Source organism: Variovorax sp. 10N432, assembly GCF_056394465.1.
This window is the reverse complement of record NZ_JBFTHX010000033.1, coordinates 1-25,602: the sequence shown is the minus strand read 5'-3', so window position 1 is coordinate 25,602 and position 25,602 is coordinate 1. Positions and strand designations below refer to the sequence as shown.

21 protein-coding genes are annotated in these 25,602 nt (G+C 69.6%); 10 read left to right on the top strand and 11 right to left on the bottom strand.

What is annotated here, in order from left to right:
- From xdhA to AC1DF3_RS28140, 3 genes are all read right to left on the bottom strand, one after another.
- Window positions 1-1,602, bottom strand: coding sequence for a xanthine dehydrogenase small subunit (gene xdhA, locus AC1DF3_RS28150; protein WP_478141577.1), 1,602 nt, complete (start codon window positions 1,600-1,602; stop codon window positions 1-3).
- Between the two features lie 166 nt (window positions 1,603-1,768).
- A complete protein-coding gene (locus AC1DF3_RS28145; RefSeq protein WP_286527758.1) occupies window positions 1,769-2,545 on the bottom strand; it encodes a methyltransferase, TIGR04325 family in 777 nt (258 codons plus the stop codon).
- 135 nt (window positions 2,546-2,680) lie between these two features.
- Entirely contained in the window at window positions 2,681-3,595 is a 915-nt protein-coding gene (locus AC1DF3_RS28140; protein ID WP_478141562.1) for a LysR family transcriptional regulator, read from the bottom strand.
- A 129-nt stretch (window positions 3,596-3,724) separates the two neighbouring features.
- On the opposite strand from AC1DF3_RS28140, the gene AC1DF3_RS28135 reads away from it, so the two are divergent.
- The 6 genes from AC1DF3_RS28135 (at window position 3,725) to AC1DF3_RS28110 (ending at window position 11,483) form a co-directional block, all read left to right on the top strand.
- A complete protein-coding gene (locus tag AC1DF3_RS28135) occupies window positions 3,725-5,878 on the top strand; it encodes a thiamine pyrophosphate-dependent enzyme (protein ID WP_478141561.1) in 2,154 nt (717 codons plus the stop codon).
- Window positions 5,878-7,500, top strand: a complete 1,623-nt coding sequence (locus AC1DF3_RS28130; protein WP_478141576.1) for an indolepyruvate oxidoreductase subunit beta family protein — start codon at window positions 5,878-5,880, stop codon at window positions 7,498-7,500. Before AC1DF3_RS28135 ends, AC1DF3_RS28130 begins: the two co-directional genes overlap by 1 nt.
- A 96-nt stretch (window positions 7,501-7,596) precedes the next feature.
- A complete protein-coding gene (locus tag AC1DF3_RS28125) occupies window positions 7,597-8,643 on the top strand; it encodes a TRAP transporter substrate-binding protein (protein WP_478141560.1) in 1,047 nt (348 codons plus the stop codon).
- Between the two features lie 16 nt (window positions 8,644-8,659).
- Window positions 8,660-9,202, top strand: a complete 543-nt coding sequence (locus tag AC1DF3_RS28120) for a TRAP transporter small permease (protein ID WP_286536648.1) — start codon at window positions 8,660-8,662, stop codon at window positions 9,200-9,202.
- Window positions 9,199-10,500 carry a TRAP transporter large permease gene (locus AC1DF3_RS28115; protein ID WP_478141559.1) on the top strand — a complete coding sequence of 434 codons (1,302 nt, stop codon included), beginning with the start codon at window positions 9,199-9,201 and terminating at the stop codon, window positions 10,498-10,500. The genes AC1DF3_RS28120 and AC1DF3_RS28115 overlap by 4 nt, the downstream gene beginning before the upstream one ends.
- 32 nt (window positions 10,501-10,532) lie before the next feature.
- Entirely contained in the window at window positions 10,533-11,483 is a 951-nt protein-coding gene (locus AC1DF3_RS28110; RefSeq protein ID WP_478141558.1) for a nucleoside hydrolase, read from the top strand.
- A 7-nt stretch (window positions 11,484-11,490) separates the two neighbouring features.
- On the opposite strand, the gene AC1DF3_RS28105 is transcribed toward AC1DF3_RS28110, so the two are convergent.
- Genes AC1DF3_RS28105 through AC1DF3_RS28080 form a run of 6 tightly spaced genes read right to left on the bottom strand, consistent with a single transcriptional unit; the run spans window position 11,491 to window position 17,508 of the window.
- The gene (locus tag AC1DF3_RS28105; RefSeq protein WP_478141557.1) at window positions 11,491-12,186 is read right to left on the bottom strand and encodes a phosphoribosyltransferase; all 696 of its coding nucleotides are present in this window, start codon (window positions 12,184-12,186) and stop codon (window positions 11,491-11,493) included.
- Between the two features lie 2 nt (window positions 12,187-12,188).
- Complete coding sequence (locus tag AC1DF3_RS28100; RefSeq protein WP_286536652.1) at window positions 12,189-13,025, bottom strand: ATP-binding cassette domain-containing protein; 837 nt, start codon at window positions 13,023-13,025, stop codon at window positions 12,189-12,191.
- Window positions 13,022-14,038, bottom strand: coding sequence for an ABC transporter ATP-binding protein (locus tag AC1DF3_RS28095; protein WP_478141556.1), 1,017 nt, complete (start codon window positions 14,036-14,038; stop codon window positions 13,022-13,024). Before AC1DF3_RS28095 ends, AC1DF3_RS28100 begins: the two co-directional genes overlap by 4 nt.
- Window positions 14,035-14,919: an ABC transporter permease gene (locus tag AC1DF3_RS28090; RefSeq protein WP_286536654.1), complete on the bottom strand. Its 885-nt coding sequence runs from the start codon at window positions 14,917-14,919 to the stop codon at window positions 14,035-14,037. The genes AC1DF3_RS28095 and AC1DF3_RS28090 overlap by 4 nt, the downstream gene beginning before the upstream one ends.
- Window positions 14,916-15,893, bottom strand: coding sequence for an ABC transporter permease (locus AC1DF3_RS28085; RefSeq protein WP_478141555.1), 978 nt, complete (start codon window positions 15,891-15,893; stop codon window positions 14,916-14,918). The genes AC1DF3_RS28090 and AC1DF3_RS28085 overlap by 4 nt, the downstream gene beginning before the upstream one ends.
- A 10-nt stretch (window positions 15,894-15,903) precedes the next feature.
- Entirely contained in the window at window positions 15,904-17,508 is a 1,605-nt protein-coding gene (locus AC1DF3_RS28080; RefSeq protein ID WP_286536656.1) for an ABC transporter substrate-binding protein, read from the bottom strand.
- Between the two features lie 87 nt (window positions 17,509-17,595).
- Between AC1DF3_RS28080 and AC1DF3_RS28075 the strand changes: the two genes are divergently transcribed.
- On the top strand, window positions 17,596-18,780 hold the full coding sequence (locus AC1DF3_RS28075) for a M20 aminoacylase family protein (protein ID WP_478141554.1): 1,185 nt from the start codon (window positions 17,596-17,598) through the stop codon (window positions 18,778-18,780).
- Between the two features lie 32 nt (window positions 18,781-18,812).
- Window positions 18,813-19,226 carry an acyl-CoA thioesterase gene (locus AC1DF3_RS28070; RefSeq protein ID WP_286527789.1) on the top strand — a complete coding sequence of 138 codons (414 nt, stop codon included), beginning with the start codon at window positions 18,813-18,815 and terminating at the stop codon, window positions 19,224-19,226.
- Between the two features lie 7 nt (window positions 19,227-19,233).
- Here AC1DF3_RS28070 and AC1DF3_RS28065 read toward each other — a convergent pair whose 3' ends face one another.
- Window positions 19,234-19,755, bottom strand: a complete 522-nt coding sequence (locus AC1DF3_RS28065; protein WP_478141553.1) for a DUF3016 domain-containing protein — start codon at window positions 19,753-19,755, stop codon at window positions 19,234-19,236.
- A 66-nt stretch (window positions 19,756-19,821) separates the two neighbouring features.
- Window positions 19,822-20,337 carry a nucleoside deaminase gene (locus AC1DF3_RS28060; protein WP_286527791.1) on the bottom strand — a complete coding sequence of 172 codons (516 nt, stop codon included), beginning with the start codon at window positions 20,335-20,337 and terminating at the stop codon, window positions 19,822-19,824.
- Between the two features lie 182 nt (window positions 20,338-20,519).
- Between AC1DF3_RS28060 and AC1DF3_RS28055 the strand changes: the two genes are divergently transcribed.
- Both AC1DF3_RS28055 and AC1DF3_RS28050 read left to right on the top strand, forming a co-directional pair.
- Complete coding sequence (locus tag AC1DF3_RS28055; protein ID WP_478141552.1) at window positions 20,520-24,047, top strand: S8 family serine peptidase; 3,528 nt, start codon at window positions 20,520-20,522, stop codon at window positions 24,045-24,047.
- Between the two features lie 13 nt (window positions 24,048-24,060).
- Window positions 24,061-25,392 carry a ComEC/Rec2 family competence protein gene (locus tag AC1DF3_RS28050; protein ID WP_478141551.1) on the top strand — a complete coding sequence of 444 codons (1,332 nt, stop codon included), beginning with the start codon at window positions 24,061-24,063 and terminating at the stop codon, window positions 25,390-25,392.
- Window positions 25,393-25,602 lie beyond the last annotated feature (210 nt).

Sequence of the window (25,602 nt, the reverse complement as noted above, 5' to 3'; positions counted from 1 at the left end):
TCAGGCTCCTTGCACGGCCTCGAGGGCGGCGTGGGGCATCACGCTCCAGACGCTGGTGGCTTCAACCGGCAGCGGGTCGTTGGTGCGCGTTTCCAGCCACAGCCGCTGCAGCAGGTTCTGCGCCACCTGCAGCCGGTAGTCGGCGCTCGCGCGCATGTCGGTCAGCGGCTTGAAATCCTGCGCCAGCGCCAGCTTGGCGGCGTTCACGCTGGCCTGGGTCCAGGGCTTCCCGGCCAATGCGGCTTCGGCCTGGGCGGCGCGCTTGACGGTGGCTGCCATGCCGCCAAAGGCCAGGCGGATCTCTTTCACCACCTCGCCGTCGATCGCGATCGCGAAGCCGGCGCACAAGGCCGAGATGTCGCAGTCGAAGCGCTTGCTGATCTTGTAGGCGCGCAGCTGGCGCCCGAGCGCCGACAGCGGCACCGCCAGCCCCTGCACGAATTCGCCCGGCTCGAGCTTGTTCTTCATGTAGTCGACATAGAACTCGGGCAGCGGCATCCGCCGCACGCGCTCGCCGCGGCGCAGTTCGATCTCGGCGTCGAGCGCCATCAGCACCGGCGGCGAATCGCCGATCGGCGAGCCATTGGCGACATTGCCGCCCATGGTGCCCGCGTGGCGGATCGGCGGCGAGGCGAAGCGCAGCCAGACATCGGTCAGGCTCGGCGCCCGCTGCACCAGGGCAGCGAAGGCGTTCTCGAGCGAGGCACCGGCGCCGATGTAGAGCTCGGCCGCCGCGCCGCTGCCGCGCTCCTCGATCAGCTTCAGCTCGGCCACGTCGCCGACCGAGATGATGTCGCCGAGGTCGCGGAACTGCTTGTTGACCCAGAGCCCGACGTCGGTCGATCCGGCGAGCAGCTGGGCGGCCGGCTTGGCTTCGCGCAGCGCGGCGAGTTCGGCCAGCGTGGTCGGCGCATGGAAATGGTCCAGCCGCTGCCCCAGGGGCGCGGCGTAGTCGAAGGTGGCGTCGTGCCTCAGGCTGGCGAGCGCCTCGACCACCGGCGCGGTGTCCAGCCGCACGCCCGGCAGGTCGAACATGCGCTGGCCGGCGTCGAGGATCGGCCGGTAGCCGGTGCAGCGGCACAGGTTGCCCGACAGGTCGTCGGCCAGCTGCTGCCGGGTCGGCTGGGTGCCGCCCTCCTGGTGGTGCTCGTAGGTCGACCACAGCGACATCACGAAGCCGGGGGTGCAGAAGCCGCACTGCGAGCCATGGCAGTCGACCATCGCCTGCTGGACCGGGTGCAGCCGCTGCACCGGGTGCTTCTCGTGCCGCGTCGCATCGTGCCCGTGGCCGCACTGCGCCTTCAGGTCCTCGACCGTGAACAAGGCCTTGCCGTGCAGGGTGGGCAGGAACTGGATGCAGGCATTGACGGTCGACAGGCGCAAGCCGCCGACCGCGCCCTTCTCGCCCGGCTCGGCCAGTTCGCCGACGACCACGGTGCATGCACCGCAGTCGCCCTCGTTGCAACCCTCTTTGGTGCCGGTGCAGCGCACGTCCTCGCGCAGCCAGTCGAGCACCGAACGGGTCGGATGGACGCCGCTGACGTCGACGATTCGGCCGCGATGGAAAAAGCGGATCGGTTGGGTGCTCGGGGTCATGCGCATCTCGTGGGTGGGTTCTGTCAACGCTCTGGAACGATCAAAAATCGGGCCATGTCGAAGTTAGTACTTTGCCGCATGCCATGCATACGGTCCCACCCATAGCGCCTATGTGGCGCCCGGTATGTGACGATAGGGAAAACCCTAGAAGTCGCCGGGCGCGGGAGGCGCCCTAACCCGGCCGGAGGTCGAAGCAGCAACCGGCGTAGTAGGCGGCGTCTCCGCCCTCGACGAAGGGCACCTCGATCAGCTTGCCCTCATTGCGCCAGGCATCGCGCCGCACGTAGCCCGCCTCGACCAGGTCGGCCATCAGCTCGTCGTATTTCTGGATGCGGTAGGGGCAGAAGCCGAACCCGAGGCTGTGCACGGTGAAGATCGTTCGCTCGGGATGCACCGTCGTGGTGTTCAGGATGATGCGCTTCGGCTTGACTGGCAGCGCGGCCAGGATCTGGGGCATGCGTTCGGGCAGGAACTGCAGGCAACCCGAAATGAACAGCACGTCGAAGCCGCTGGCTTCCTTGTAGTCGCTGGTGAAGCTCAGTTCCTCGCCGATGCCGCGCTCGGCGGCGATCTCGCGGCCGGCCTGGATGACGCCCGCGACATCGCAGGTCCTCCAGCGCATGCCCGACGGGTAGTTGAGCACGCGACGGAACGCGTAGTACTTGATGCCGGCATGGCCGCCGAGGTCGAACACGGAACGCAAGCCGTCCTCGAACGAGCGGGCGATCCAGAACAGCCCCGGGTAGTCGTAGAAGAAGATCTTCTGGCTGAACAGCCGGCGGGCCTCCGCGGCGTTGTCGAACCCCATGGGCTTGGATGTCGGTGCCGCCGCGGCAGCCGCTTCGAAGCTCTCGTAGGAGCCCATGAACAGGTGCTCGTCGACGTTGTCGATGAACTTGCGGCGATAGGCGGCCTCGCGAAACGCCCGTGGCAGAAGGTTCTGGGCCATGCGGTTCAGGCGCCCGCGCCCGCCAGGGGTGCGGGCTGGGTCGACGCGTCGATGACTGATGGATGTCGCATGCCTTCATCCTACAAAAATATGTTCGAAATCGTAAACCATTGTCGACTTCAAGTCAGGTGATGGTCAGGCTCCCTCGCTGAACAGTTCCCGGATGACCTGCCGCAGCCAGCGGTTGGCCGCATCGCCCTCGAAGCGCTTGCTCCAGTGGAGCGAGACGCTGAAGTCGCGCAACGGAAAGGCCGGCTCGACGATCGCGTAGCCGCCCTCCTGCGCGAAGCCGCGGGCGATGTTGCGCGGCATCACCACCGCCAGGTCGGTGGCCCGCACGATCGCCGGCAGCACCATGAAGTGTTCGGTGGTCAGCCGCACCCGGTCCTCGAGGTTGAGCAGCTGCAGGATCCGCAGGGTTTCGGCGTGGGTGCGCACGGCCACGTACTCGAGTGTCTGCAGCGCGTCGAGCAGCGCCCCGCTGTTGCGCCGGCCGCGCGTGAACGGATGGCCCGCGCGCAGCAGCACGATGTAGCGGTCCTTCAGCAGGTGCGCGCGCTGGGTGTCGCGCACCTTCGGCAGGAAACCGAAGGCGAAGTCGATCCGGCCGTTGTCCAGCGCCGGGGCGATCTCGGCCGGCGGCAGCGGCAGCGTCTCCAGCCGCACCCCGGGCGCCAGCGCGCCGAGGCGGGCCATCAGGACCGGCAGGAAGCGGCCCTCGCCGATGTCGCTCATGTGGATGCGGAAGGTCTTGCGCGAGGCCGAGGGCTCGAAGCGATCGGGCTCGTTGAGCGCCTCCTCGAGGGTGCCCAGCGCCGCCTGCACCGCCACCGCCAGCCGGTCGGCGCGCGGCGTCGGCGCGACGCCGCCCGGCGCCCGCATGAAGAGCGCGTCCTTGAGCAGCAGGCGCAGCCGGCCCAGCCCGTGGCTGGCGGCCGGCTGGGTCAGGCCCAGCGACTCCGCCGCCCGGCTCACGCTGCGGGCCCGGTAGACGGCGTCGAACAGCCGCAGCAGGTTCAGGTCGATCGAATCGATATGCATGGCGTTCATGTTGCTTAGTTTGATTATTTTATTGATGACTGCTGACCGCCCCACGACACTGGCGACCGGCCGGTGAGCCGACCCCGGCGCCGCTCTGCCCCCGCCACCCCAGCCCTCCGGCAAACAGGAATCCGTCTCTTGGAAGTTTCATTCAGCAAGGAAATCGAGGCCCTGCGCCTCGGTGCCGGCGACACCTTTCACGGCGAGGGCATCCTCGCGATCACCAAGGCACTCCTGCAGTCCGGCGTGGCCTACGTCGGCGGCTACCAGGGCGCGCCGGTGTCCCACCTGCTCGACGTCATGGTGCAGGCCAAGCCCTACATGGACGAACTCGGCGTGCACGTCGAGGCCTGTTCCAACGAAGCCTCGGCGGCGGCCATGCTCGGCGCCTCGATCCACTATCCGCTGCGCGGCGCCGTCACCTGGAAATCCATCGTCGGCACCAACGTGGCGGCCGACGCGCTGTCCAACCTGTCGTCGCCGGGTGTCAAGGGCGGCGTGCTGATCGTGGTCGGCGAGGACTACGGCGAAGGCGCCTCGGTGATCCAGGAGCGCACGCATGCCTATGCGCTCAAGTCCAGCATGTGCCTGCTCGACCCGCGGCCCGATCTGGCCGTGATGGTGGACATGGTCGAGCACGGCTTCCGCTTGTCGGAGTTCTCCAACATGCCCTGCATGATGGAGTTGCGCATCCGCACCTGCCACGTGCGCGGCAGCTTCGAATGCAGGGACAACCTGCCGCCCGCCATCTCGACCCGTGCACTCATGGCGGAGCCCGCCGGCTTCGACTACATGCGGCTCGCGCATCCGCCCGTCACCTTCCGCCACGAGAAGCTCAAGGGCGAAGAACGGCTGCCGGCAGCGCGCCGCTACATCGCCGAGCACAAGCTCAACGAACTGATCCCGGGTACGCACGCCGACCTCGGCATCGTGGTGCAGGGCGGGCTCTACAACGCGCTCATCCGCAGCCTGCAGCAACTCGGCCTGGCGGATGCCTTCGGCGCCACCGATGTCCCGTTGCTGGTGCTCAATGTCGCCTATCCGCTGGTGCCCGAGGAAGTGGCGGATTTCTGCGTCGGCAAGCGCGCGGTGCTGGTGGTCGAAGAGGGGCAGCCCGAATACATCGAGCAGGAGATCGCGACCTTGCTGCGCCGGCGCGACATCCAGACGCCGCTGCACGGCTGCGACATGCTGCCGGCCGCCGGCGAATACGGCGTCGAGGTGCTGGCCACCGGCGTCGGCCGCTTCGCCGAGCGCTACCTGCCGGACCAGGCGCACGGCTCGGGCCGCGCCTGGCTGGCGGGCAACATCGACCGCCGCGCCGCGGTCGCGACCCGGCTCGACGCCCCGCTGCCCATTCGGCCGCCGAGCTTCTGCATCGGCTGCCCCGAGCGTCCGGTGTTCGCGGCGCTCAAGCTGGCCCAGCAGGACAGCGGCCCGGTCCACATCGCGGCCGACATCGGCTGCCATGCCTTCGGCACCTTCGAGCCGTTCTCGATGGGGCATTCGATCCTCGGCTACGGCATGAGCCTGGCGAGCCGCGCCGGCGTGTCGCCGATGATGCAGCGGCGGGCGCTGTCGATCATGGGCGACGGCGGCTTCTGGCACAACGGCCTTCTCACGGGCGTGCAGAGTGCACTCTTCAACGGCGACGATGCGGTGCTGCTGATCTTCAAGAACGGCTACACCTCGGCCACCGGCACGCAGGACATCATCTCCACGCCCGACGACGAGGTCAAGGAGCGCGCGGTCGACAAGCAGCAGAGCCTGGTCGACAAGAACCAGACCATCGAGGCCACGCTCAGGGGCCTCGGCGTGCAGTGGCTGCACACGGTCCACACCTACGACGTCGACAAGATGCGCAAGACGCTCAACGACGCCTTCACCAGCGACTTCAACGGGCTGAAGGTGATCGTCGCCGAGGGCGAATGCCAGCTCGAGCGCCAGCGCCGCATCAAGCCGTGGATCGCCAGCCTGCTCAAGAGAGGCGAGCGGGTGGTGCGCGTGAAGTACGGCGTCGACGAGGACGTCTGCAACGGCGACCATGCCTGCATCCGCCTGTCGGGCTGCCCGACGTTGACGATCAAGGACAACCCGGACCCGCTCAAGGTCGATCCAGTGGCGGTCGTGATCGACGGCTGCGTGGGCTGCGGCCTGTGCGGCGCCAATGCCCATGCCGCCACGCTGTGCCCGAGCTTCTACCGCGCCGAGGTGGTGCAGAACCCGAAATGGCACGAACGCCTGCTGCACGGACTGCGCGGCGCATTCGTCCGACTTCTCCAGCCCGCATGATGAACCGCACCCAACCCACCACCCTGCTCATCTGCGCCCTCGGCGGCGAAGGCGGCGGCGTGCTGACCGAATGGCTGGTCGATACCGCGCGCCATGCGGGCTACGCGGCGCAGAGCACCTCGATCCCCGGCGTGGCGCAGCGCACCGGTGCCACCACCTACTACGTCGAGGTCTTCCCGGTGCCGCTGGCCGAGCTCGGCGGCCGCCGGCCGGTGTTCAGCCTGAGTCCGGTGCCGGGCGCGCTGGACGCCATCGTCTCGTCCGAACTGCTCGAGACCACGCGCCAGATCGGCAACGGCATGAGCGCACCCGAGCGCACCCTCGTCATCACCTCCTCGGCCCGCACCCTGACCACCGCCGAGCGCATGCAGCCCGGCGATGGCCGCGCCGATGCCGGCCGGCTGCTCGAGGTGGTCAAGGCCTTCAGCCGCGAGCACCACGTGTTCGACATGGGGGCCGCGGCGCGCGAGGCCGGCACGGTGGTCAGTGCCGTGATGCTCGGCGCGATCGCCGGCAGCGGACTGTTCCCGTTTCCGCGCGCGGCCTACGAGCGAGCGGTACGGGGCGGCGACGGCGGCAGCGACAAGCCGGGCAAGATGGCCGCCGCCAGCCTGCGCGGCTTCGCCGCCGCCTTCGATGCAGTCAACGCGCCGCGGGAACAGGCCGCCATGGTGACCCGCCTGCTGGACAGCGCGAGCGGCGAACGCGCGCTGCCGGCGCCGCTGCCGCCGGCCGTGGCCGCCCGGTTTCCGGCGCCGATGCACGACCTGCTCGCGCTCGGCCATGCGCGGGTGCTCGACTACCAGGACGCCGCCTACGCCACGCTCTATGTCGAGCGCCTGGCCCAGGTGCTGGCCGCCGAGCGCGCGGCCGATCCGGCAGCCGCCCACGGCTACTCGACCACGCGCGAAATGGCGCGCTGGCTGGCCTTGTGGATGGCTTTCGACGACATCGTGCGGGTGGCCGAACTCAAGAGCCGGGCCAGCCGGACACAGCGCGTGCACGGCGAGGTCAAGGCCGGCGACGACGACATCGTCAAGGTGTACGACCACTTCAAGCCCGGCGCACCCGAGTTCGCGGCGCTGTTGCCGGCCCCGCTGGCGCATCGCGTGACCGCCTGGGACCGGCGCCGTTCGACGCCCTGGGCGATGCCGCTGAAGGTCGGCAGCCATTCGGTGATCGGCATGGCCTCGCTGCGGCTGCTGGCGTCGCTGCGCTGGCTGCGCAAGCGCGGCAGCCGATTCGCCGAAGAACAAGCGCTGATCGTGCGCTGGCTCGACGCCGTCGTCGCAGGCACGCGCGCCGACTGGCGCCTGGGCCACGAGGTGGCGCTCTGCGGCCGCCTCATCAAGGGCTACGGCAGCACCAACGAGCGCGGCAAGGCCAACCTGCTGCACGTGATCGATCACCTGGCGACGGCGCCGCTGCCAGACGGCTCGCCGGCCGCGCGCGCCACGGCGATCGCGGCAGCGCGCGAAGCCGCGCTGGCGGACGAGGCCGGCAAGGCGCTCGACGCGGCGCTGGTGCGCCACGGCGCGCCGCCGCGGCCGGTGGTCGCGCAGCCGATTCGCTGGATGAAGCGCAAGCCGCAGGCCGGCGCCACGCCCGCCCAATCAAGGTAAATGCCGATTCACGGTGCGTCGATTCTTATAAAAAATAACCGATTCGCACCGCGCCGAGCTTCCCGATCCGACAACACCCGCAAGGAGACACATCCCATGACCCCTATCCGCTTCATGACTTCGGCCACCGGCCGCGCCGTGCTGGCACTTTCGGCCGCGCTGGCACTGGCAGCCGGTGCCGTTCATGCGCAGGACAAGCCGGTCAACCTCAAGATGTCGAGCTGGGTGCCGGCGCAGCATCCGCTCAATCCGTCGCTGCAGGCCTGGGCCGACGACATCAAGAAGGCCTCGAACGGCACCATCACCGCGACGCTGTTCCCGTCGGAGCAACTCGGCAAGGCCTTCGACCACTACGACATGGCGCGCGACGGCATTGCCGACTTCGCCTACATCAACCCGGGCTACCAGCCGGGCCGCTTCCCGATCATGGCCGGCGCGTCGCTGCCCTTCCTGTTCGCCAACGGCAAGGGCGGCTCGGCCGCCATCGACGAGTGGTACCGCTCCTACGCGGCGAAGGAGATGAAGGACGTGAAGTTCTGCTTCGCCTTCGTGCACGACCCGGGCACCTTCCACGCGCGCAAGAAGATCACGCTCCCGACCGACATCAAGGGCATGAAGATCCGCCCCGCCACGAGCACCATCGGCCAGATGGTCACCTCGCTGGGCGGCACCAACGTGCAGGCGTCGGCGCCCGAGTCGCGCGACATGCTGGAGCGCGGCGTGGCCGACGCGATCACTTTCCCGTGGGGCTCGATCGGCCTGTTCGGCATCGACAAGGTGGTCAGCTACCACATGGACGTGCCGCTCTACGTCACGCCTTTCGTCTGGGCCATGAACCAGAGCAAGTACGACAGCATGTCGCCGGCGCAGAAGAAGGTCATCGACGACCACTGCACCAGCGAATGGGCCGAGAAGGTCGCCACGCCGTGGGCCGACTTCGAGTTCGCGGGCCGCGCCAAGATCGCCGGCCAGCCGGGCCACGAGATCTACAAGCTCACGCCCGAGCAGCTCGACGCCTGGCGCAAGGCCACGGCGCCCGGCGAGGCCCAATGGGCCGAGGGCGTGAAAAAGGTGAGCCAGGACCCGAAGGCCGTGATGGACGCGCTCAAGGCCAGCCTGGCCAAGAACAAGTCGGCGCTCTGAGCCGGGCGGGGTTCGAATGAACGACGCAGCCGCGCCGACCCGACCCCGCGTGGGGGTCATGGACCGGATGATCAATTCCATCGAGTGGCTGGCCGCCATGTTCGTGGGGATCGTCGCGCTCAACATCTTCCTGGCGGTGGTGCTGCGCAAGTTCTTCAACACCTCGATCCCCGACTCCTACGACTTCGGCCGGATGCTGCTGGGCATCCTGATCTTCTGGGGCATCGCGGCCACCAGCTACCGCGGTGGCCACATCACGGTCGACCTGGTCTGGACCGCCGCCGGGCCGCGCATGAAGCGCTGGATCGACGTCTTCGCGACGCTGGTGCTGCTGTTCGTGGTCGCGGTGCAGACCGCCATGCTGTTCGACAAGGTGCGCGGCACCTATGTCGACAACGTGCTGACCTACGACATGAACATCCCGACCTGGCCCTTCTACGCGGTGGCCTGGCTCGGCGACGTCTCGGCCGTGGTGCTGATCGCGATCCGCACCTATCGATTGATCTTCCATCCTGAATTGCTCCATGACGAGAAGCCGGAAATGAAAGCCGATGAATGAGCACTGATGCGATAGCAGTATTGGGTTTCGTTGTCCTGTTCGCATTGATGCTGCTGCGGGTGCCGGTCGGCATGGCGATGGGCCTGGTCGGCGTCACCGGCTACGCCTGGATCGTCGGCCCCGGCCCGGCGCTCAAGCTGGTCGGCCAGACCTCGATGCGCACGGTGACCGACTACACCTTCGGCGTCATCCCGATGTTCATGCTGATGGGCGCGCTGGTGTCGGTGTCGGGGGTCAGCCGCGAGCTGTTCAAGGCCGCGAACTCGATGATCGGCCATCTGCGCGGCGGGCTCGGCGTGGCCACCGTGCTGGCCTGCGGCGGCTTCGCGGCGATCTGCGGCTCGTCGGTGGCCACCGCCGCCACCTTCTCGGCCGTGGCCTATCCGGAGATGCGGCGCTTCAACTACCCGCAGTCGTTCTCGACCGGCGTGATCGCGGCCGGCGGCACGCTGGGTGCCATCCTGCCGCCGTCGACCGTGCTCGCGGTCTACGCCATCCTCACGCAGCAGGACATCGGCAAGCTCTTCATGGCCGGCATCGTGCCGGGCATCCTGGCGATGGCGATGTACGTGATGACCATCGCGATCATCGTGCGGGTGCGGCCCGACTGGCTGCCCGGCGGCCAGCTCCGGCCCTGGGCCGAGCGGCTGGCCGACCTGAAGAACGTCTGGGCGCCGCTGGTGCTCTTCGTCTTCGTGATCGGCGGCCTGTACGGCGGCTTCTTCACGCCGACCGAGGCCGGCGGCGTCGGCGCCAGCGGCGCCTTCATCCTCGGCCTGCTGCGCCGCAAGCTCGACGGCCCGAAGATCCGCGAGGCGCTGCTGTCGGCCACCCGCACCGCGGCGGCGGTCTTCACGGTGCTGATCGGCGCCCTGCTGTTCGGCTATTTCCTCACCATCACGCAGAGCCCGCAGAAGCTCACCGAGTTCCTCACCAGCCTGGGCATCGGCCGCTACGGCGTGCTGGCGCTGATCATGCTGATGTACCTGGTGCTCGGCTGCCTGATGGACGCCATGGCGATGATCATCCTCACCGTGCCGATCATCTTCCCGGTGATCGTCCACCTGGGCTTCGATCCGATCTGGTTCGGCGTCATCATCGTGATGACGGTGGAGCTCGGGCTGATCCATCCGCCGGTGGGCATGAACGTCTTCGTCATCAAGAGCGTGGTCAAGGACGTCAGCTTCACGACCATCTTCAAGGGCGTGCTGCCCTTCATCCTGACCGACATCCTGCGGCTGGTGATTTTGATCGCGTTCCCGATCATCGCGCTCTGGCTGCCGACCAAGATGGGTTGAAATCACCGGCCCGGCAGGCGACACAATCTCGCATGCATCCTTCAAACGCACCGACTTCCGCCTGGATCGACACCGACATGGGCTTCGACGATCTGGCGGCCGTGCTCACGGTCACGCAGACGCCGCCCTGGCGGGTCGACGGCATGTCGCTGGTGGCGGGCAACGCGCCGCTCGAGGTGGTGGTCGACAACGCCTTGCGCGCGGCCGCCTGCTTCGGCTGGGGCTTTCCGATCCACGCCGGCAGCGACGGGCCGCTGGTTGGCGAACTGGTCACGGCGCAGAACATCCTCGGCGCGGACGCCATGGCCTCGGCCGGCCGCAGCCTGCCGCTGGTGCGCACCGCGCTGGCATCGAGCGACGCGGTGGCCGCCCTGATCGACCATCTCTCGGCCGCGGACCAGCCGGTCACGCTGCTCGCGCTGGGGCCGCTCACCAACATCGCGCGGCTGCTGCAGCGCCGCCCCGAACTGGCGCCGCGCATCGGCCAGCTGATGTGGATGGGCGGCAGCGCCGGGCCGGGCAACCACACGGCGGCGGCCGAATTCAATGCGGCCGTCGACCCCGAGTCGATCAATGCGGTGCTCGACGCCGGCGTGGCGCTGCATATGGTCGGCCTCGATGCCTGCCGGCAGGTGCGCGTGCATGCGGCCGACGCCGAGGCCCTGCGTGCCGTCGGCACCGACAAGGCCGAGCTGCTGGCCGACCTGCTGCTCGGCTATGTGCGCATCGCGAGCCCGGCGGGCACCTTGCCGATGTCGCTCTACGACCCGACGGCCGCCGCGGCGCTGGTGGCGCCCCACGGAATGAGCTTCAGGCCGGCGCACCTGGTGGCCGAATGCAAGGGCGAGCACACCCGCGGCATGACCGTCGTCGAGTGGCGGGTGCCGAGGCGCGCGGCGTCCAATGCGCAGGTGGCCAGCGTGGCCGACGAGGCCTTGCTGCGCCGCGTGGTGCTGGACGCCCTCGCGCGCGCCGCGCGATGAACGCAGCCTAGTCCCGCAGCACCCAGCCGTCGGGCACCGCCTTCAGCAGCGGACTTTCAAACACGCCGACCACCCGCGCGGCGCGCTCGGCCCCGAGCTTGCCGACCCAGCGGCGACCCTGCAGCATCGCGACCCCGCAGGCCACCACATCGCCGCCCAGCGACTCGATCAGCTCCCAGGCCGCGAGCAGCGTGGTGCCGGTGCTGACCGCGTCGTCGACCAGTACCAGCCGCCGGCCCTCGATCAGCGGACGCAGGTGGGGGTCGAGATAGATGCGCTTGCCCGGCGTCGGCGAGGTGATCGAGTGCACCGGCGCGGACAGCGCCTCGTCGTACCAGAACTTGCGCGAGTAGCCCATCGGCAGGTAGCGTGCATGGCCCAGCGCACGCGCGACCACCGGCGCCAGCGTGAGCCCCAGCGTGGGCAGGCCGATCACCAGTTCGGGCGCCTGCGGGGCCAGGCGCTGCGCCAGCATGGCGCCCAGCGTGTCGACCACTTCGAGCGAGGCGTGGTTGACCAGCAGCGATGCCACGGCATGCGCCGGCTCGGCCGCGAGTTGCCGGATCGGCAGCATCAGCACGCGGCCGTCGGGCAGGCGGGCCGGGTAGCCGAAGCGCCAGGGCGCCTCGGGCCGCTCGACGTCATCGGCCGCGACGATGCGCTGCCAGTGGTCGGTGGTGGCTTCGGTGAAATGCCCGGTCATCTTCAAGTCCGCTGTGGCGCGAGCTGACGCGACGGATCGGGCACCGGCGTGGCGGCCAGCAGGCGCTGGGTGTAGGGGTCGCGCGGCGCATTCAGCACCGCGTCGGCGTCGCCGCTCTCCACCACCCGGCCCTGGTGCATCACCATCACGCGGTCGGCCATGGCACGCACCACGCCGAGGTCATGGGTGATGAAGAGATAGGCCAGCTGGCGCTCCCGCTGCAGGTCGAACATCAGCTTGAGGATCTGCGCCCGCACCGAGACGTCGAGCGCCGAGACCGGCTCGTCGGCCACGATCAGCGCCGGATTCGATGCCAGTGCGCGGGCGATGCCGACCCGCTGGCGCTGGCCGCCCGAGAGCTCGTGCGGCAGGCGGTGGCGGAAGTGCGCGGCCGCGAGGCCGACCTGCTCCAGCAGCGCATCGACCTCGACCGCCGCCGCGCGGGCGTCGAGTCCGCGGTGCCAGGTCAGCGGCAGGGCGACGCTCTGGCCGATGGTGCGGCGCGGATTGAGCGAACCGCCAGTGTCCTGGAACACCACCTGCACCTCGCGGCGAAAGCTGCGCGCCGCCTCGCCGGAGCGGGTCGCGACGTCCATGCCCTTGTAGAGGATGGTGCCTTCGCTCGGCGCCGTGAGGCCCAGCAGCATGCGCCCGAGCGTGGTCTTGCCGCTGCCGCTTTCGCCGACCAGGGCCAGCACCTCGCCGGCGCGGATCGACAGCGAGACGCGGTCGACCGCGCGCTGCATCTGCCGGGCGCGGAACAGCCCGCCGCTCGCGCGCACCGGGAACAGGCGGCTGAGCTCACGGGCTTCGAGCAGTACCGGAGTCGCTTCGTTCATGATGCCGCGGCCTCGTTGCGTTGCCAGGCATCGGCGGCCAGCGCTTCGTCGCTGCGCCGGCAGCGGTCGGCACCGGCGCCCCGGGTTCGCAGCGCCGGCGTGCCGCTGTCGCAAAGGCCGGCACGGGCGATCGGACAGCGCGGATGAAAGCGGCAGCCTGCGGGCCAGTGGCCGGCGATCGGCACGCTGCCCGGGATCGAGAACAGCGAATGGGCGCGCGACTGCGGACTCAGGATGCTGGCCAGCAGGCCCTGCGTGTAGGGATGGCGCGGCGCCGCGAACAGCGACCCGACCTCGTTGGCCTCGACCACCTGGCCGGCGTACATGACGTTGACCCGCTGGCAGGTTTCGGCCACCACCGCCAGGTCGTGCGTGATCAGGAGGATGCCGAGGTCGAGTTCCTTGCGCAGCCGCATCAGCAGCTTCAGGATTTCAGCCTGGACCGTGACGTCGAGCGCCGTGGTCGGCTCGTCGGCGATCAGCAGCGCGGGCCGCATCGCCAGCGCGCTCGCGATCAGGATCCGCTGGCGCATGCCGCCCGAGAGTTCGTGCGGGTACTGGCGCGCGACCCGTGCGGCGTGCGGCAATTCCATCATGTCGAGCAATTCGAGGACGCGCGCCTCCAACCCGTCGGTGCGTCCGTGCGCGCGCAGCGGCTCGGCGATCTGGCGGCCGACCGGCATCAGCGGATCGAGGTAGCTGGTGGGGTCCTGGAACACCATGCCCACGCGGGCGCCGCGCACCGCCCGCAGTTCGGCGGCCGGCAGCCGGGCCAGGTCGCGGCCTTCGAGCAGGACCTGCCCGGCGGCCACCCGCGCCAGCGGCGACGGAAAGAGGTTCATCAGCGCGAAGGCCGTCATCGACTTGCCCGAGCCCGATTCGCCGACCAGGCCCACGGCCTCGCCGCGGCGCACCGTGACCGACAGGTCGTTGACCACCCGCAGCGCGGCCGCGCCCTGCCCGATGTCGACCGACAGCCCGCGCACGTCGAGCAGCAGTTCCGAATCGCTCATTTCGGGCCTCGCGGATTCAGGGCGTCGTTGAGCGCGTCGCCGAAGACATTGAACGACAGCACGGTGAGCGCGATCGCGAGGCCCGGGAAGGCCGACATCCACCAGGCGCTGCGCAGGTACTGCTGGGCGTCGTTGAGCATCGCGCCCCAGGACACGTGGTTCGGATCGCCGAGGCCGAAGAAGCTCAGGCTGGCCTCGATCAGGATCGCCATCGCGATGTCGAGCGAGCCCAGCACGATGATCGGCGCCGCCACGTTGGGCAGGATCTCGCGCACGATGATCGCGCCGTGGCCCATGCCCGCCACCCGCGCCGCGTCGACGAACTGCGATTGCGCCAGCGCGGCCACCGAGGCCCGCACCACCCGCGCCAGCTGCGGCCAGGAGAGCGCCGCAATCACCACGATCATCTTCAGCACGCTGGTGCCGAACAGCGCGATGACGATCAGCGCCACCACGAAGCGCGGCAGCGTCTGGAAGAACTCGGCGATGCGCATCAGCAAGGTGTCGAGCCAGCCGCCGAAGTAGCCCGCCAGCGCGCCGACCACGACGCCGACGACCACCGCGATCAGCGCGCTCAGCACGCCGACGGTCAGCGAGATGCGGCTGCCGAAGACCACCCGGGCCCAGATGTCGCGGCCCAGGTCGTCGGTGCCGAGCCAGTGGCCCGGCGACAGCGGTTCGAGCAGCGCGCTGTCGCCGCCGCCGAGCGGGTCGTGGCCGGTGGCCAGCGGCGCGAACACGGCCAGCCCGAACAGCAGCGCGAGGAAGGCCAGCGCGAGCAGCGTCGTCGGCCGCCGCAGCAGGCGCCGCCGGAAGCCGGCCTTCTGGAAGGGCGTGCCCACCGCGGGGGGCGTCATCGTCAGTTGGGTCGGGTCGCTCATGCGCGTTCGATCCGGGGATCGATCCATCGGTGGACGATGTCGGTGACCAGGTTGGCGATCACCACCGTGACCGACACCATCAACAGGATCGCCAGCATCACCGGATAGTCGCGCTTGGAGATCGATTCGTAGAGCAGCCGCCCGATGCCGGGCCAGGCGAACACGGCCTCGATCAGGGCCGAGCCGGCGAGCACGAAGCCGACGTTGTAGCCGATGACCGTGAGCACCGGCGCCGCGGCATTGCGCAGCGCGTGCACCACCAGCACCGTCCACTCCGAGGCGCCGCGCGAGCGCGAAGCCAGGATGAAGTCGGCGTTCATGACCTCCAGCATCGCGGCCCGCGTGATGCGCGTGATCAGCGTGAGGTAGCGCAGCGACAGCGCAAAGGCCGGCAGCACCAGGTAGGACAGGTGCTGCACGAAGCCGTCGAAGCCGGGCAGCGTGCCGCGCACCGGGTTGTTGCCTTGCGACGGCAGCCATCCCAGCCAGATCGCGAACACCAGGATCAGCAGCTGGCCGAGCCAGAAGTCGGGAATCGCGTAGCCCGCCGACGAGGCGCCCTGGATCGCCGAGTCGACCAGGCCGCGGCCAGGACGGCTGGCGGCGCGGGCCGCGACGACGCCGAACACGATGCCCATGACGCTGGCGAAGGCGAGCGCGGTCAGGGTGAGTTCGAGCGTCGCGCCCAGGCGTTCGAGGATCAGCGTCGCCACCGGCTGCTGGTTGGCGAACGAATAGCCGAAGTCGCCCTGCGCCACCTTGGCCAGGTAGCGCAGCAGCTGGACCCACACCGGCTGGTCGAGCCCGAACTCGCGGCGCATCTGGTCGAGGTACTCGGGCGGCGCCGGGAAGTCGCCCACCAACAGCGTGATCGGGTCCCCCGGCGTGAAGGCGATCAGCAGGAAGTTGAGCACCACCACAGCGAGCAGCAGCGGGATCGCATGCAGCAGGCGCCGCAGGACGAAGGAAGACATCGAGAGACGACTAGTCCAGACGCTTGACGCCGGCCCACTGATCGCGCGCATCGAGCGCAGGGAAGACCCCTGTGAGCTTCTTGCTCGCGGTGTCGACGGTTTCCTCGTCGAACAGCACCAGGGTCGGCAGGTCCTCGTTGAGGATCGCCTGCAGCTCCTTGTAGAGCTTGGCGCGGGCCTCGCGGTCGGTGGCGGTCGCGGCCCGGGCGAGCAGGTCGTCGACCTTCGGATTCGAATAGCCGCTGGCGTTGGTGTTGGGCGCGGTCCCGGTGTAGCTGTTGTACAGGCGGGTGTAGCCGATGGCCGGGTCGCCGGCCGAGAAGTACGAGCCGAGCATCATGTCGTAGTCGCGCTTGGCGAACACGCGGTCGTAGTACACCGAACGCTCTAGCGGTTCGAGCTTCACCTCGATGCCGATCTGGCGCAGGTTGTCCTGGATGATCTGCGACTGCGCGCGCATCTGCGCGCGGCTGACGTCGAAGGGCATGCGCAAGGTCGTGCCGCCGGGCTTGGCGCCGGCCTTCTCGAACAGCGCCTTGGCCCGCGCCGGGTCGAGCGGGTACTTCTTCGCGTAGCTCACCTCGTCGTTGAAGAGCCACTTGAAGCCGTCGCCGAAGGCGCCGGCGCCCGGCCGGGCGATGCCGTTCATGGCCTGCTTCACCAGCCGCTGGCGGTCGATCGCCAGCGCCGCCGCATGGCGCGCCTCGATCTTCGAGAACAGCGGCGACTGGGTGTTGAACATCAGGAAATAGATCGCAGGAATGTTCACGCCGCGGCGCGGTGCCAGGTTTTTGTCGGCCAGGATGCGCGGGACTTCGGGCTTGGGCGTGTAGAAGTCGAGCAGTTCGTCGATCTCGCCGGTCTGCAGGGCCGGCACCCGGTTGGCCGCCTGCGGAATCACCTGGAAGATGATCGATTCGAGGAAGGGCTTGCCGCCATCCCAGTACTGGTCGTTGCGCACCAGCTTGATGCTGGCGCCGCGCTTCCATTCGCCGAACTTGAAGGGGCCGGTGCCGACCGGCTTCTGGTTCGCAGGGTTGGTGCCGATGTTGCTGCCCTCGTAGATGTGGCGCGGCAGCATCGGCGCATCGAACACCGTCATCTGCGACAGCAGCGGCGCGTACGGCTTCTGCAGCCGCACCACCACGGTCAGGGCATCGGGCGTGTCGACCTCGACGCCGAGGCCCTTGAACACCGGCGCCGCCCGCGGATGCAGCTTGCCCACCACCTCGAGCAGCGTGAACTTGACGTCGGCGCTGGTGAAGTCCTTGCCGTCATGCCACTTGACGCCAGGGCGCAAGGTGAAGCGGTAGGTCTTGCCGTCGGGCGAGACCGTCCAGGCGGTGGCCAGCGAGGGCTTGGGGTTGTATTGCGGGTCCAGCCACACCAGGCCTTCGAGGATCTTGGCCGAGACGTCTCCGGCCGCGAAGTCGGTGGTCGTTCCGAGGTTCAGGGTCGGCGGGTCGGCGTCGATGGCCAGCACCGCCGTGCCCTTGCCGGTGGCCGCACGGCCGTAGCGCGAGGTGGCGAGGCTGCCGGCCAGGGCCAGCGCGCCCAGGCTCAGCTGGCGGCGGGTCAGCGGGAGGGGCGAGGAATCGTGGGTGGAATCGGTCATCGTTCTGGGACAGCAATTTCGAGGCCAATGGGCCCGCCATTATTGGCGTGGAAAATGCGAGTCCACTGCAGCATCAAGGCGGCTCCGATGATTTCCGTTCCCATTCACCCAGGCATCCAGGCGTCGACCGAGGAAATGGTCGGCCTGCGCCGGCAGATCCATGCCAATCCCGAGTTGGGCTACGAAGAGTTCCAGACCAGCGACCTGGTGGCCCAGCGGCTGGCGCGCTGGGGCTATGCGGTGCACCGCGGCCTGGGCGGCACCGGCGTGGTCGGCACCCTGAAGCTCGGCCAGGGCGGCAAGCGGCTGGGCTTGCGCGCCGACATGGATGCGCTGCCGATGACCGAGACCACCGGCCTGTCCTGGGCCAGCCGGAAACCGGGTGCCATGCACGCCTGCGGCCACGACGGCCACACCGCCACCCTGCTCGCGGCGGCCCAGGTACTGGCGGCCGCGAAGGGCTTCGACGGCACGCTCAACCTGATCTTCCAGCCGGCCGAGGAAGGCCTGATGGGCGCGAAGAAGATGGTCGAAGACGGTCTCTTCGAACGCTTCCCCTGCGATGCGGTCTATGCCTATCACAACGAGCCCGGCTTTCCGGCCGGGCAGTTCGGCTTCCTGCCGGGCGTCATCTACAGCTCGTCGGACACGGTCGTCATCACCATCGAGGGCAAGGGCGGCCATGGCGCGATGCCGCACACCACCGTCGACCCGATCATGGTCGCGGCGCACCTGATCCTGGCGCTGCAGACGCTGGTGTCGCGCGAGGTCGATCCGAACGACATGGCGGTCGTCACGGTGGGCGCGATGAACGCCGGCAAGGCGCCGAACGTGATTCCGACCAGCGCCGAACTCAAGCTGTCGGTGCGCGCGCGCAGGCCCGAGGTGCGCGCCTTCCTGCGCGAGCGCATCACCGCCATGGCCCAGGGCCAGGCGGCCGTGCATGGCGCCAGCGCGGTGGTGGACTACCAATGGAAGATGCCGCCCTGCGTGAACGATACGGCGGCCACCGACTTCGCGCGCCAGGTGGCGCTGGCCTCGATGGGCGAGAAGGCGTTGATCCCGGACATGGCGCCGCTGCAGGCCAGCGACGATTTCGCCTTCATGCTGGACGCGGTGCCGGGCAGCTACTTCATCGTCGGCAACGGCGACGGCAAGCCCGGCGGCGGTCCGGGCTGCATGGTGCACAACACCGGCTACGACTTCAACGACGAGATCCTGCCGAGCACCGCGAGCTACTGGGTGTCACTGGTGCAGGCCTACCTGCGTTGAACGCCGTCCAGGATGCATAGACTCTCACCACCATGAACCCTGAAGTCACCTACACCGTCCGCGTCGAATTCGGCGACTGCGACCCCGCCGGCATCGTCTGGTTCCCCAACTTCTTCCGCTGGATCGACGCCGCATCGCGCCACTTCTTCGCCGAGCGCGGCGTGCCGCGCTGGGAGGAAACGGCGCGCACGCTGGGCGTGATCGGCACGCCGCTGGTCGACACCCACACCCGCTTCGTCAAGAGCGCCAGCTACGGCGACACGCTGCAGATCGCGGCCGCGATCCGCGAGTGGCGCGAGAAGAGCTTCGTGCAGACCTACCGCGTGACGCGCGGCGAGGACCTGATCCTCGAATGCGAGGAGGTTCGCATCTTCGCCGCCGCCCGCGAAGGCGGCGGCATCCGGGCGGTGCCGATCCCGCCGGAGATCCGTCGGCTCTGCGAATAGGGCGGTGTCAGTCCTGGGACGCCCGGGCGACGATGCGCCGGTCGAACCAGTCGTCCATCATCGCCTTCTCGTAACGCAGCCGATCGGTGGGCGAATAGCGATTGACCGTCATGAGGTAGTTGAGGTTGGACAGCTCGTCGTCCGCGTCCGCCAGCACGCTGTCGCCGCGGGTCAGCGTGTAGTGCAGCCGCATCCGCGGCCAGGTGATGTCGCGCAGGATGCGGATGTAGGTGCCGGTCTGGAGGCGGAAGCGCCAGGGCTCGAACCAGCCGGCCAAATCGATGTTCAGCACCTCGATGCGCAGGCTGTCGCCGGGCGGCAGGCCGCGCTCGGCCAGCTGCACCAGGTGGCGCTGGACGTCGCGCATGACTTCGAGCCGCTCGGGCTCGCTGCCGTTGGGATGCGAGTAGGCGGCATCGGTGAAGCGCTCCGGATGCACGAAGACGACCGACAACGCTGGCGCGGCGGCCTGCGCGGAGGCGCCGGCCACGAGCAGCGCGGCGAGCGTGGGAACGAGCAGTCGAGGCATGGCGTCTCCTGTCGACGACCGACCTGGTTGGACACCGCGGCGGTCCCCCGGTTCCCGGCCGCTGCGTCAGCGGCTGGCCCAGAACGCGCGCTGCATCGCGATCGTCTCCTGCGCGATCTCGGTGACCGGGCCGATCAGCTCCACCGGCTTCTGGCCGTGGTCGAAGACATGGCGCGACGACAGGCTCATGGTCGGGTTCTCGGCATGGCTGCCGGTCTCCGCCAGCAACTCGGCCTCGGTCATCGCGAACACCACGCGCCCGATGTTGGCCCAGTAGGCCGTTCCGGCACACATGCAGCAGGGCTCGACCGCCGTGTAGAGCGTGCAGCCCCACAGGAATTCGGGCGTGAAGTTGGTCGCCGCCACCCGCGCCAGCGTGGACTCGGCGTGGTTGACCGTGTCGATGTTGCATTGCTCCAGCAGCACGGTCTCCTGGTCGGGGCCGACCAGCACGGCACCGAAGGGATGGTGCCCGAGTGCGACGGCGCGCAGCGCCACCTCGTTGGAGCGACGCAGGTGGCGCAGCATCTGCGCGTGCGTCGGGCGCAGGCCTTGGGGCGGCAGCGGGGTTGTTCCGGACATGGCTTTGAATACTCCTGGATGACGACAGGCAGAGGCTATTACTTTTGCACGGGCAGCGCCGTTGCGGCGCGGCGACTCACTCGACCATTTGGCAGAGGGGCGCAGCGCCCGCCAGGGAGTACAACCATCGCTCCATTCCAGCGGGAAAACCGATGGCCCAGCCGCAGCGATTTCTCGTCAAGATGCGAGCCCCCGCAGGCCAGGCCTCGGTGCAGCTGTTCGGCGCCGCCGTGCCGCTGCACATCCGGCCGCTGTTCCAGAGCATCGGCGCCCCGACCGGGCTGGGACTGGCGGCCGGCGCCAGCTGGCACATCGTCGAGCCGGCGCTGGCGCTCGACGCCGGCAACCCCTGGGACGTCTGCCACGCGATGGTCACCCAGGGCCTCGGCCTGGCGGGCGCCGCCCTGCCCGAGTTCGCCGAGCCGGACTTCCCCCAATCCTGGATCACCGGCTCGCCCGAGGCCGAAGCCCTGGCGCTGACCGCTTCGTGCGAGCCCGTCGCCCAGAAGACCGGAAGCAGCGGCTATCCCGGCGCGGACGACCCCCTCTGGCACCAGGACGACGGCCATTCGGAGTTCGCCCGCGCGCTCGCGGACCTGACGCTGCCGCCCGCCGACCAGCGCGTGCGCATCGCCCACCTGGACACCGGCTTCGATCCCGCGCACCAGAGCCGCCCGGCCCTGCTCGAGACCGAGCTGCAGCGCAACTTCGTCGACGACCAGGCGCCCACGGACGCCACCGACACGGCCTCGGGCGTGTTCAACAACCGCGGCCACGGCACCGGCACGCTGAGCCTGCTGGCCGGGTCACCGGCCGGCGGCCTGCCCCGCCTCGGCGCGGCTCCATTCGCCCGGGTGGTGCCGCTGCGCGTCGCCGACCGCGTGGTGCTGTTCCGCAACAGCGCGATCGCGCAGGCGCTCGACCATGTGCACGCGCTGTGCGCGACACCGGCGACCGCCGTCGATGTCGTGACGCTGAGCATGGGCGGCCTCGCGAGCAGCGCCTGGGCCGATGCGGTCAACGCGCTCTACGAGGCCGGGGTGGTGGTGGTGGCCGCGGCCGGCAACAACTTCGGCAACCTGCCGACGCACCATGTCGTCTACCCGGCGCGGTTCAACCGCGTCATCGCGGCCTGCGGCGTGATGGCCGACCACCAGCCCTACGCCGACCTGCCGGCCTCGAAGATGGCCGGCAACTACGGGCCGGCGAGCAAGATGCGCACCGCCATGGCGGCCTACACGCCGAACGTGCCGTGGGCCAAGCTCGGCTGCGGCACGGTGGTCGACCTCGACGGCGCCGGCACCTCCGCGGCCACGCCGCAGATCGCAGCCGCCGCCGCGACCTGGCTGCAGAAGAACAAGGCCGCGTGCGGCCGCTACACGCAGCCCTGGATGCGGGTCGAGGCCGTGCGCCGGGCGCTGTTCGACAGCGCCGGGGACGGCGACCCGGTCAAGTTCGGGCGCGGCTGCCTGCAGGTCGTGAAGGCGCTCGCCGTCGAGCCCGAGGCCGAAGCCGCACTGAAGGCGGAGGCGCCCGACAACGCCTCCTTCCCGCTGTTCAAGGTGCTCACCGGGCTCGGCCTGCAGGCCCAGGCCACACCGGCGCAGGCGATGCTGGAGCTGGAGGCCCTGCAGCTGTCCCAGTGCTCGGCGATCGAGCGCATCCTGCCCGAGCCCGCGGTCGACCCGCTGTCGCTCACCGGGCCCGAACGGATGGCCGTGCTGGAAGCCCTGCGCAACCATCCGCGGGCCTCGCAGGCGCTGCGGGCGGCCCTGCAGTCGCATCCCGCGCCCGACCCGGGCCTGCCGATCCCGCCGCAGCGGCTGAGCCGCATCGAGGCCCTGCACCTGCAGCACGCCCTGGCGCCGCAGGCGCCGACACCGGCCGCGCGGCGGCTGCGCATCTACGCCTACGACCCCTCGCTGGGCCGCGACCTCGACACGGTCGGCCTCAACGAGACCGTGGCCGAGGTGCGCTGGGAGGCGAAGCTGCAGCCCGGCCCGGTCGGCGAATACCTCGAGGTGGTCGACGTCGATCCGGCCAGCGGCTGCTGCTACGCCCCGGTCGATCTCGACGATCCGCGCCTCCTGGCGACCGACGGCCTGCGCCCCTCGGAGGCCAACCCGCAGTTCCACCAGCAGATGGTCTACGCGGTCGCCATGCGCACCATCGACCATTTCGAGAAAGCGCTGGGCCGGGTGGCGCTGTGGGCACCGCGGGCCGGCCCGCAGTCCGAGCGCTTCGTGCGCCGGCTGCGCATCCATCCGCATGCCCTGCGAGCCGAGAACGCCTACTACAGCCCCGAGCGCAAGGCCTTGCTGCTCGGCTACTTCGCGTCGAGCGCGGCGACCAGCGGGGCGCCGTCGGAATACGTCTTCACCGCCCTGTCGCACGACATCGTGGCCCACGAGACCACCCATGCGCTGCTCGACGGCCTGCACCGGCGCTTCCGGGAGGCGACCAACCCCGACGTGCTGGCCTTCCACGAAGCCTTTGCCGACATCGTCGCGCTGTTCCAGCATTTCTCGATGGGCGACTCGCTGCGCGAAGCGGTCGCCCGGGCCCGTGGCGACCTGTTCCAGCCGACCCTGCTGGCCAAGCTGGCGGTGCAGTTCGGCAATGCCACCGGCCACTATGGCGCGCTGCGCCAGGCGATCGGCAAGGAGGTCCGGGACGAGGCCACCGGCCAGAACGTCTGGCAGCCCGCGGCCCCGCCCGACAAGGGCGACTACCAGCGCTCGACCGAGGCCCACGCGCGCGGCGCGGTGCTGGTGTCGGCGGTCTTCGACGCCTTCCTGAAGATCTACACGCGGCGTGCGCAGGTGCCGATCCGGCTCGCCACCCATGGCTCGGAAGTGCTGCCCGAGGGTGCCCTGCCGGCACAGCTGGTGGATGCGCTGACCGAGGTCGCGAGCAAGGTGGCGAGCCAGATCCTCGGCATGTGCATCCGCGCGCTCGACTACTGCCCGCCGGTCGACATCACTTTCGGCGACTACCTGCGGGCGCTGGTCACGGCCGACCGCGACCTGGTGCATCACGATCCGCTCGGCTACCGGGTCGCCTTCGTCTCGGCCTTCGCGGCGCGCGGCATCTACCCCGAGAACGTGCGCACGCTGTCGGTCGACACCATCGCCTGGGAGCCGCCGCCGGCGCCCTTCCCGCGCCTGGAACGCCAGCTCGCCGGGCTGCAGCTGAACTGGGACCTGCAGGTCGACCGCGAAGCGGCCTGGACGGACGCGCGCGCCAACGCCGCGCTGCTGCATGGATGGCTGGTCGACCCGGAGGTCGTCGACGACGACGAGCTCGCGGTGCTCGGCCTGCGCCGCAGAGCGCCGGCCCCCGTCTCGCTCGCCGGCACGGACGGCACCGCCGTGCCCTGCACGCTGCACGGCATCGAGGTGCACTCGATCCGCCCGCTGCACCGGGTCGGCCCCGACGGCCAGCTGCTGTCGCAGCTGGTGATCGAACTGACCCAGTCGCTGCATGCCGACGACGGCACCGGCATGGTGTTCCGCGCCGGCGCCACCCTGCTGTTCGACATCGGCAAGGGCGCCATCACCTACCTGGTGCGCAAGCGGGTCGACCAGCAGGCACGGGTCTCGGCGCAGCAGGCGCTGTGGGCGGACCGCCGGGCGGCCCAGCCCAACAGCTATTCGGGGCTGGCCACGCACGACGCCGAGCCTTTCGCGCTGCTGCACCGCGCCCACTGAGACGGGACACACCATGGCCGCCGCCAAGAAGACCCCGACGCCGAGCAAGAAGCCGCCGCGCGCCACGGTGCGGACCTACCGCCACGGCCTCGGCGACTGCCACCTGGTGACGCTCTACGGTGCCCGGAAGGCCAAGTACCAGATCATGATCGACTGCGGCGTGATCCTCGGCACGGCGAACGCCGGCGCGGTGATGACCGAGGTGATGGACGACATCCTGGCCGCCACCGGCGGCAGCATCGACCTGCTGGTCGCGACCCACGAGCACTGGGACCATGTCTCGGGCTTCGCCCAGGCCGCCGAGTCGTTCGCCAAACTCAAGGTCGGCGCGGTCTGGCTGGGCTGGACCGAGGACCCGAAGGACGCCGACGCGAAGCAGCTGCGCGGCGAGCGCGACAACGCGCTCGCGCTGCTGCGGGCCGCGGCCGTCCGGATGCAGCTCGATGGCGGCGGCGATGGCGAGCCGACCCTGCTGACGTCGCTGCTCGACTTCTTCGGCGCCGCCGCACGGACCACCACCGCCTCGGCGCTCGAACTGGTGCGCGCCAAGGTGGCCCGGCCGCGCTATTGCGACCCGAAGGACCTGCCGGTCGAGCTCGACGGTTTCCGCGGCCGCATCTACACGTTGGGTCCGCCGCGCGACATGAAGATGCTCAAGAAGACGCTGCCGAGCGCCACGGCGCCCGAGACCTACGGCATGGCGCTGGCGGCGGCCGAGCGGAGCATCGGCCAGGCGCTGGCGAATCCCGAGCAACAACCGTTCTCGAATGCGTTCCGGATCCCGAACCGGGTGGCGCAGAGCACGCCTTTCTTCCAGCAGCGCTACTGGAACGACGAGGCCTGGCGCCGCATCGATGTCGCCTGGATGGACGACGCTTCCGAACTCGCGCTGGCGCTGGACAGCATGACCAACAACACCAGCCTCGTGCTGGCGATCGACCTCGACGATGTCGGCGTGCTGCTGTTCGCCGCCGACGCCCAGGTCGGCAACTGGCTCACGTGGAGCGACTGCAAGTGGCGTGTCGGCGGCAAGCCGGTCACCGGCCCGGACCTGCTCGCGCGCACCGTCTACTACAAGGTCGGCCACCACGGCAGCCACAACGCGACCCTGAAGGCCGGCGGGCTCGAGCGCATGACGGCCCTCGACGTCGCGGTGATCCCGGTCGACCACGCCATGGCGCTGAAGAAGAAATGGGGCGACATCCCGCTCGACGCGCTGGTCACGGCGCTCGGCAAGGCGACCACCGAGCGGGGCTACGTGGTGCGCACGGACCAGGAGCTTTCGGCGACTGCGAAACGTCGTGGGGCGCGGATGACGCGGTTGTACGTGGAGGTGGATGTTTGAGGCTCGGCGGGTTGAAGGGGTCACCGGTTGGAGGGGCGCCCGGCAAGCGGTGCGGGCCAGTCGACCCCACTGCGCCGGCCCTTCGGGCTCCCTTGCGGTGCTCGCTCCAGGCGGGGTCCACGCGAAACTCGCTTCGCTCAAACACGCGCGGCCCTTATCCGCCTGAAGCTGCGCTCCTCAGCGGCGCAGAGGGGATCGCCCGTCCCGCAC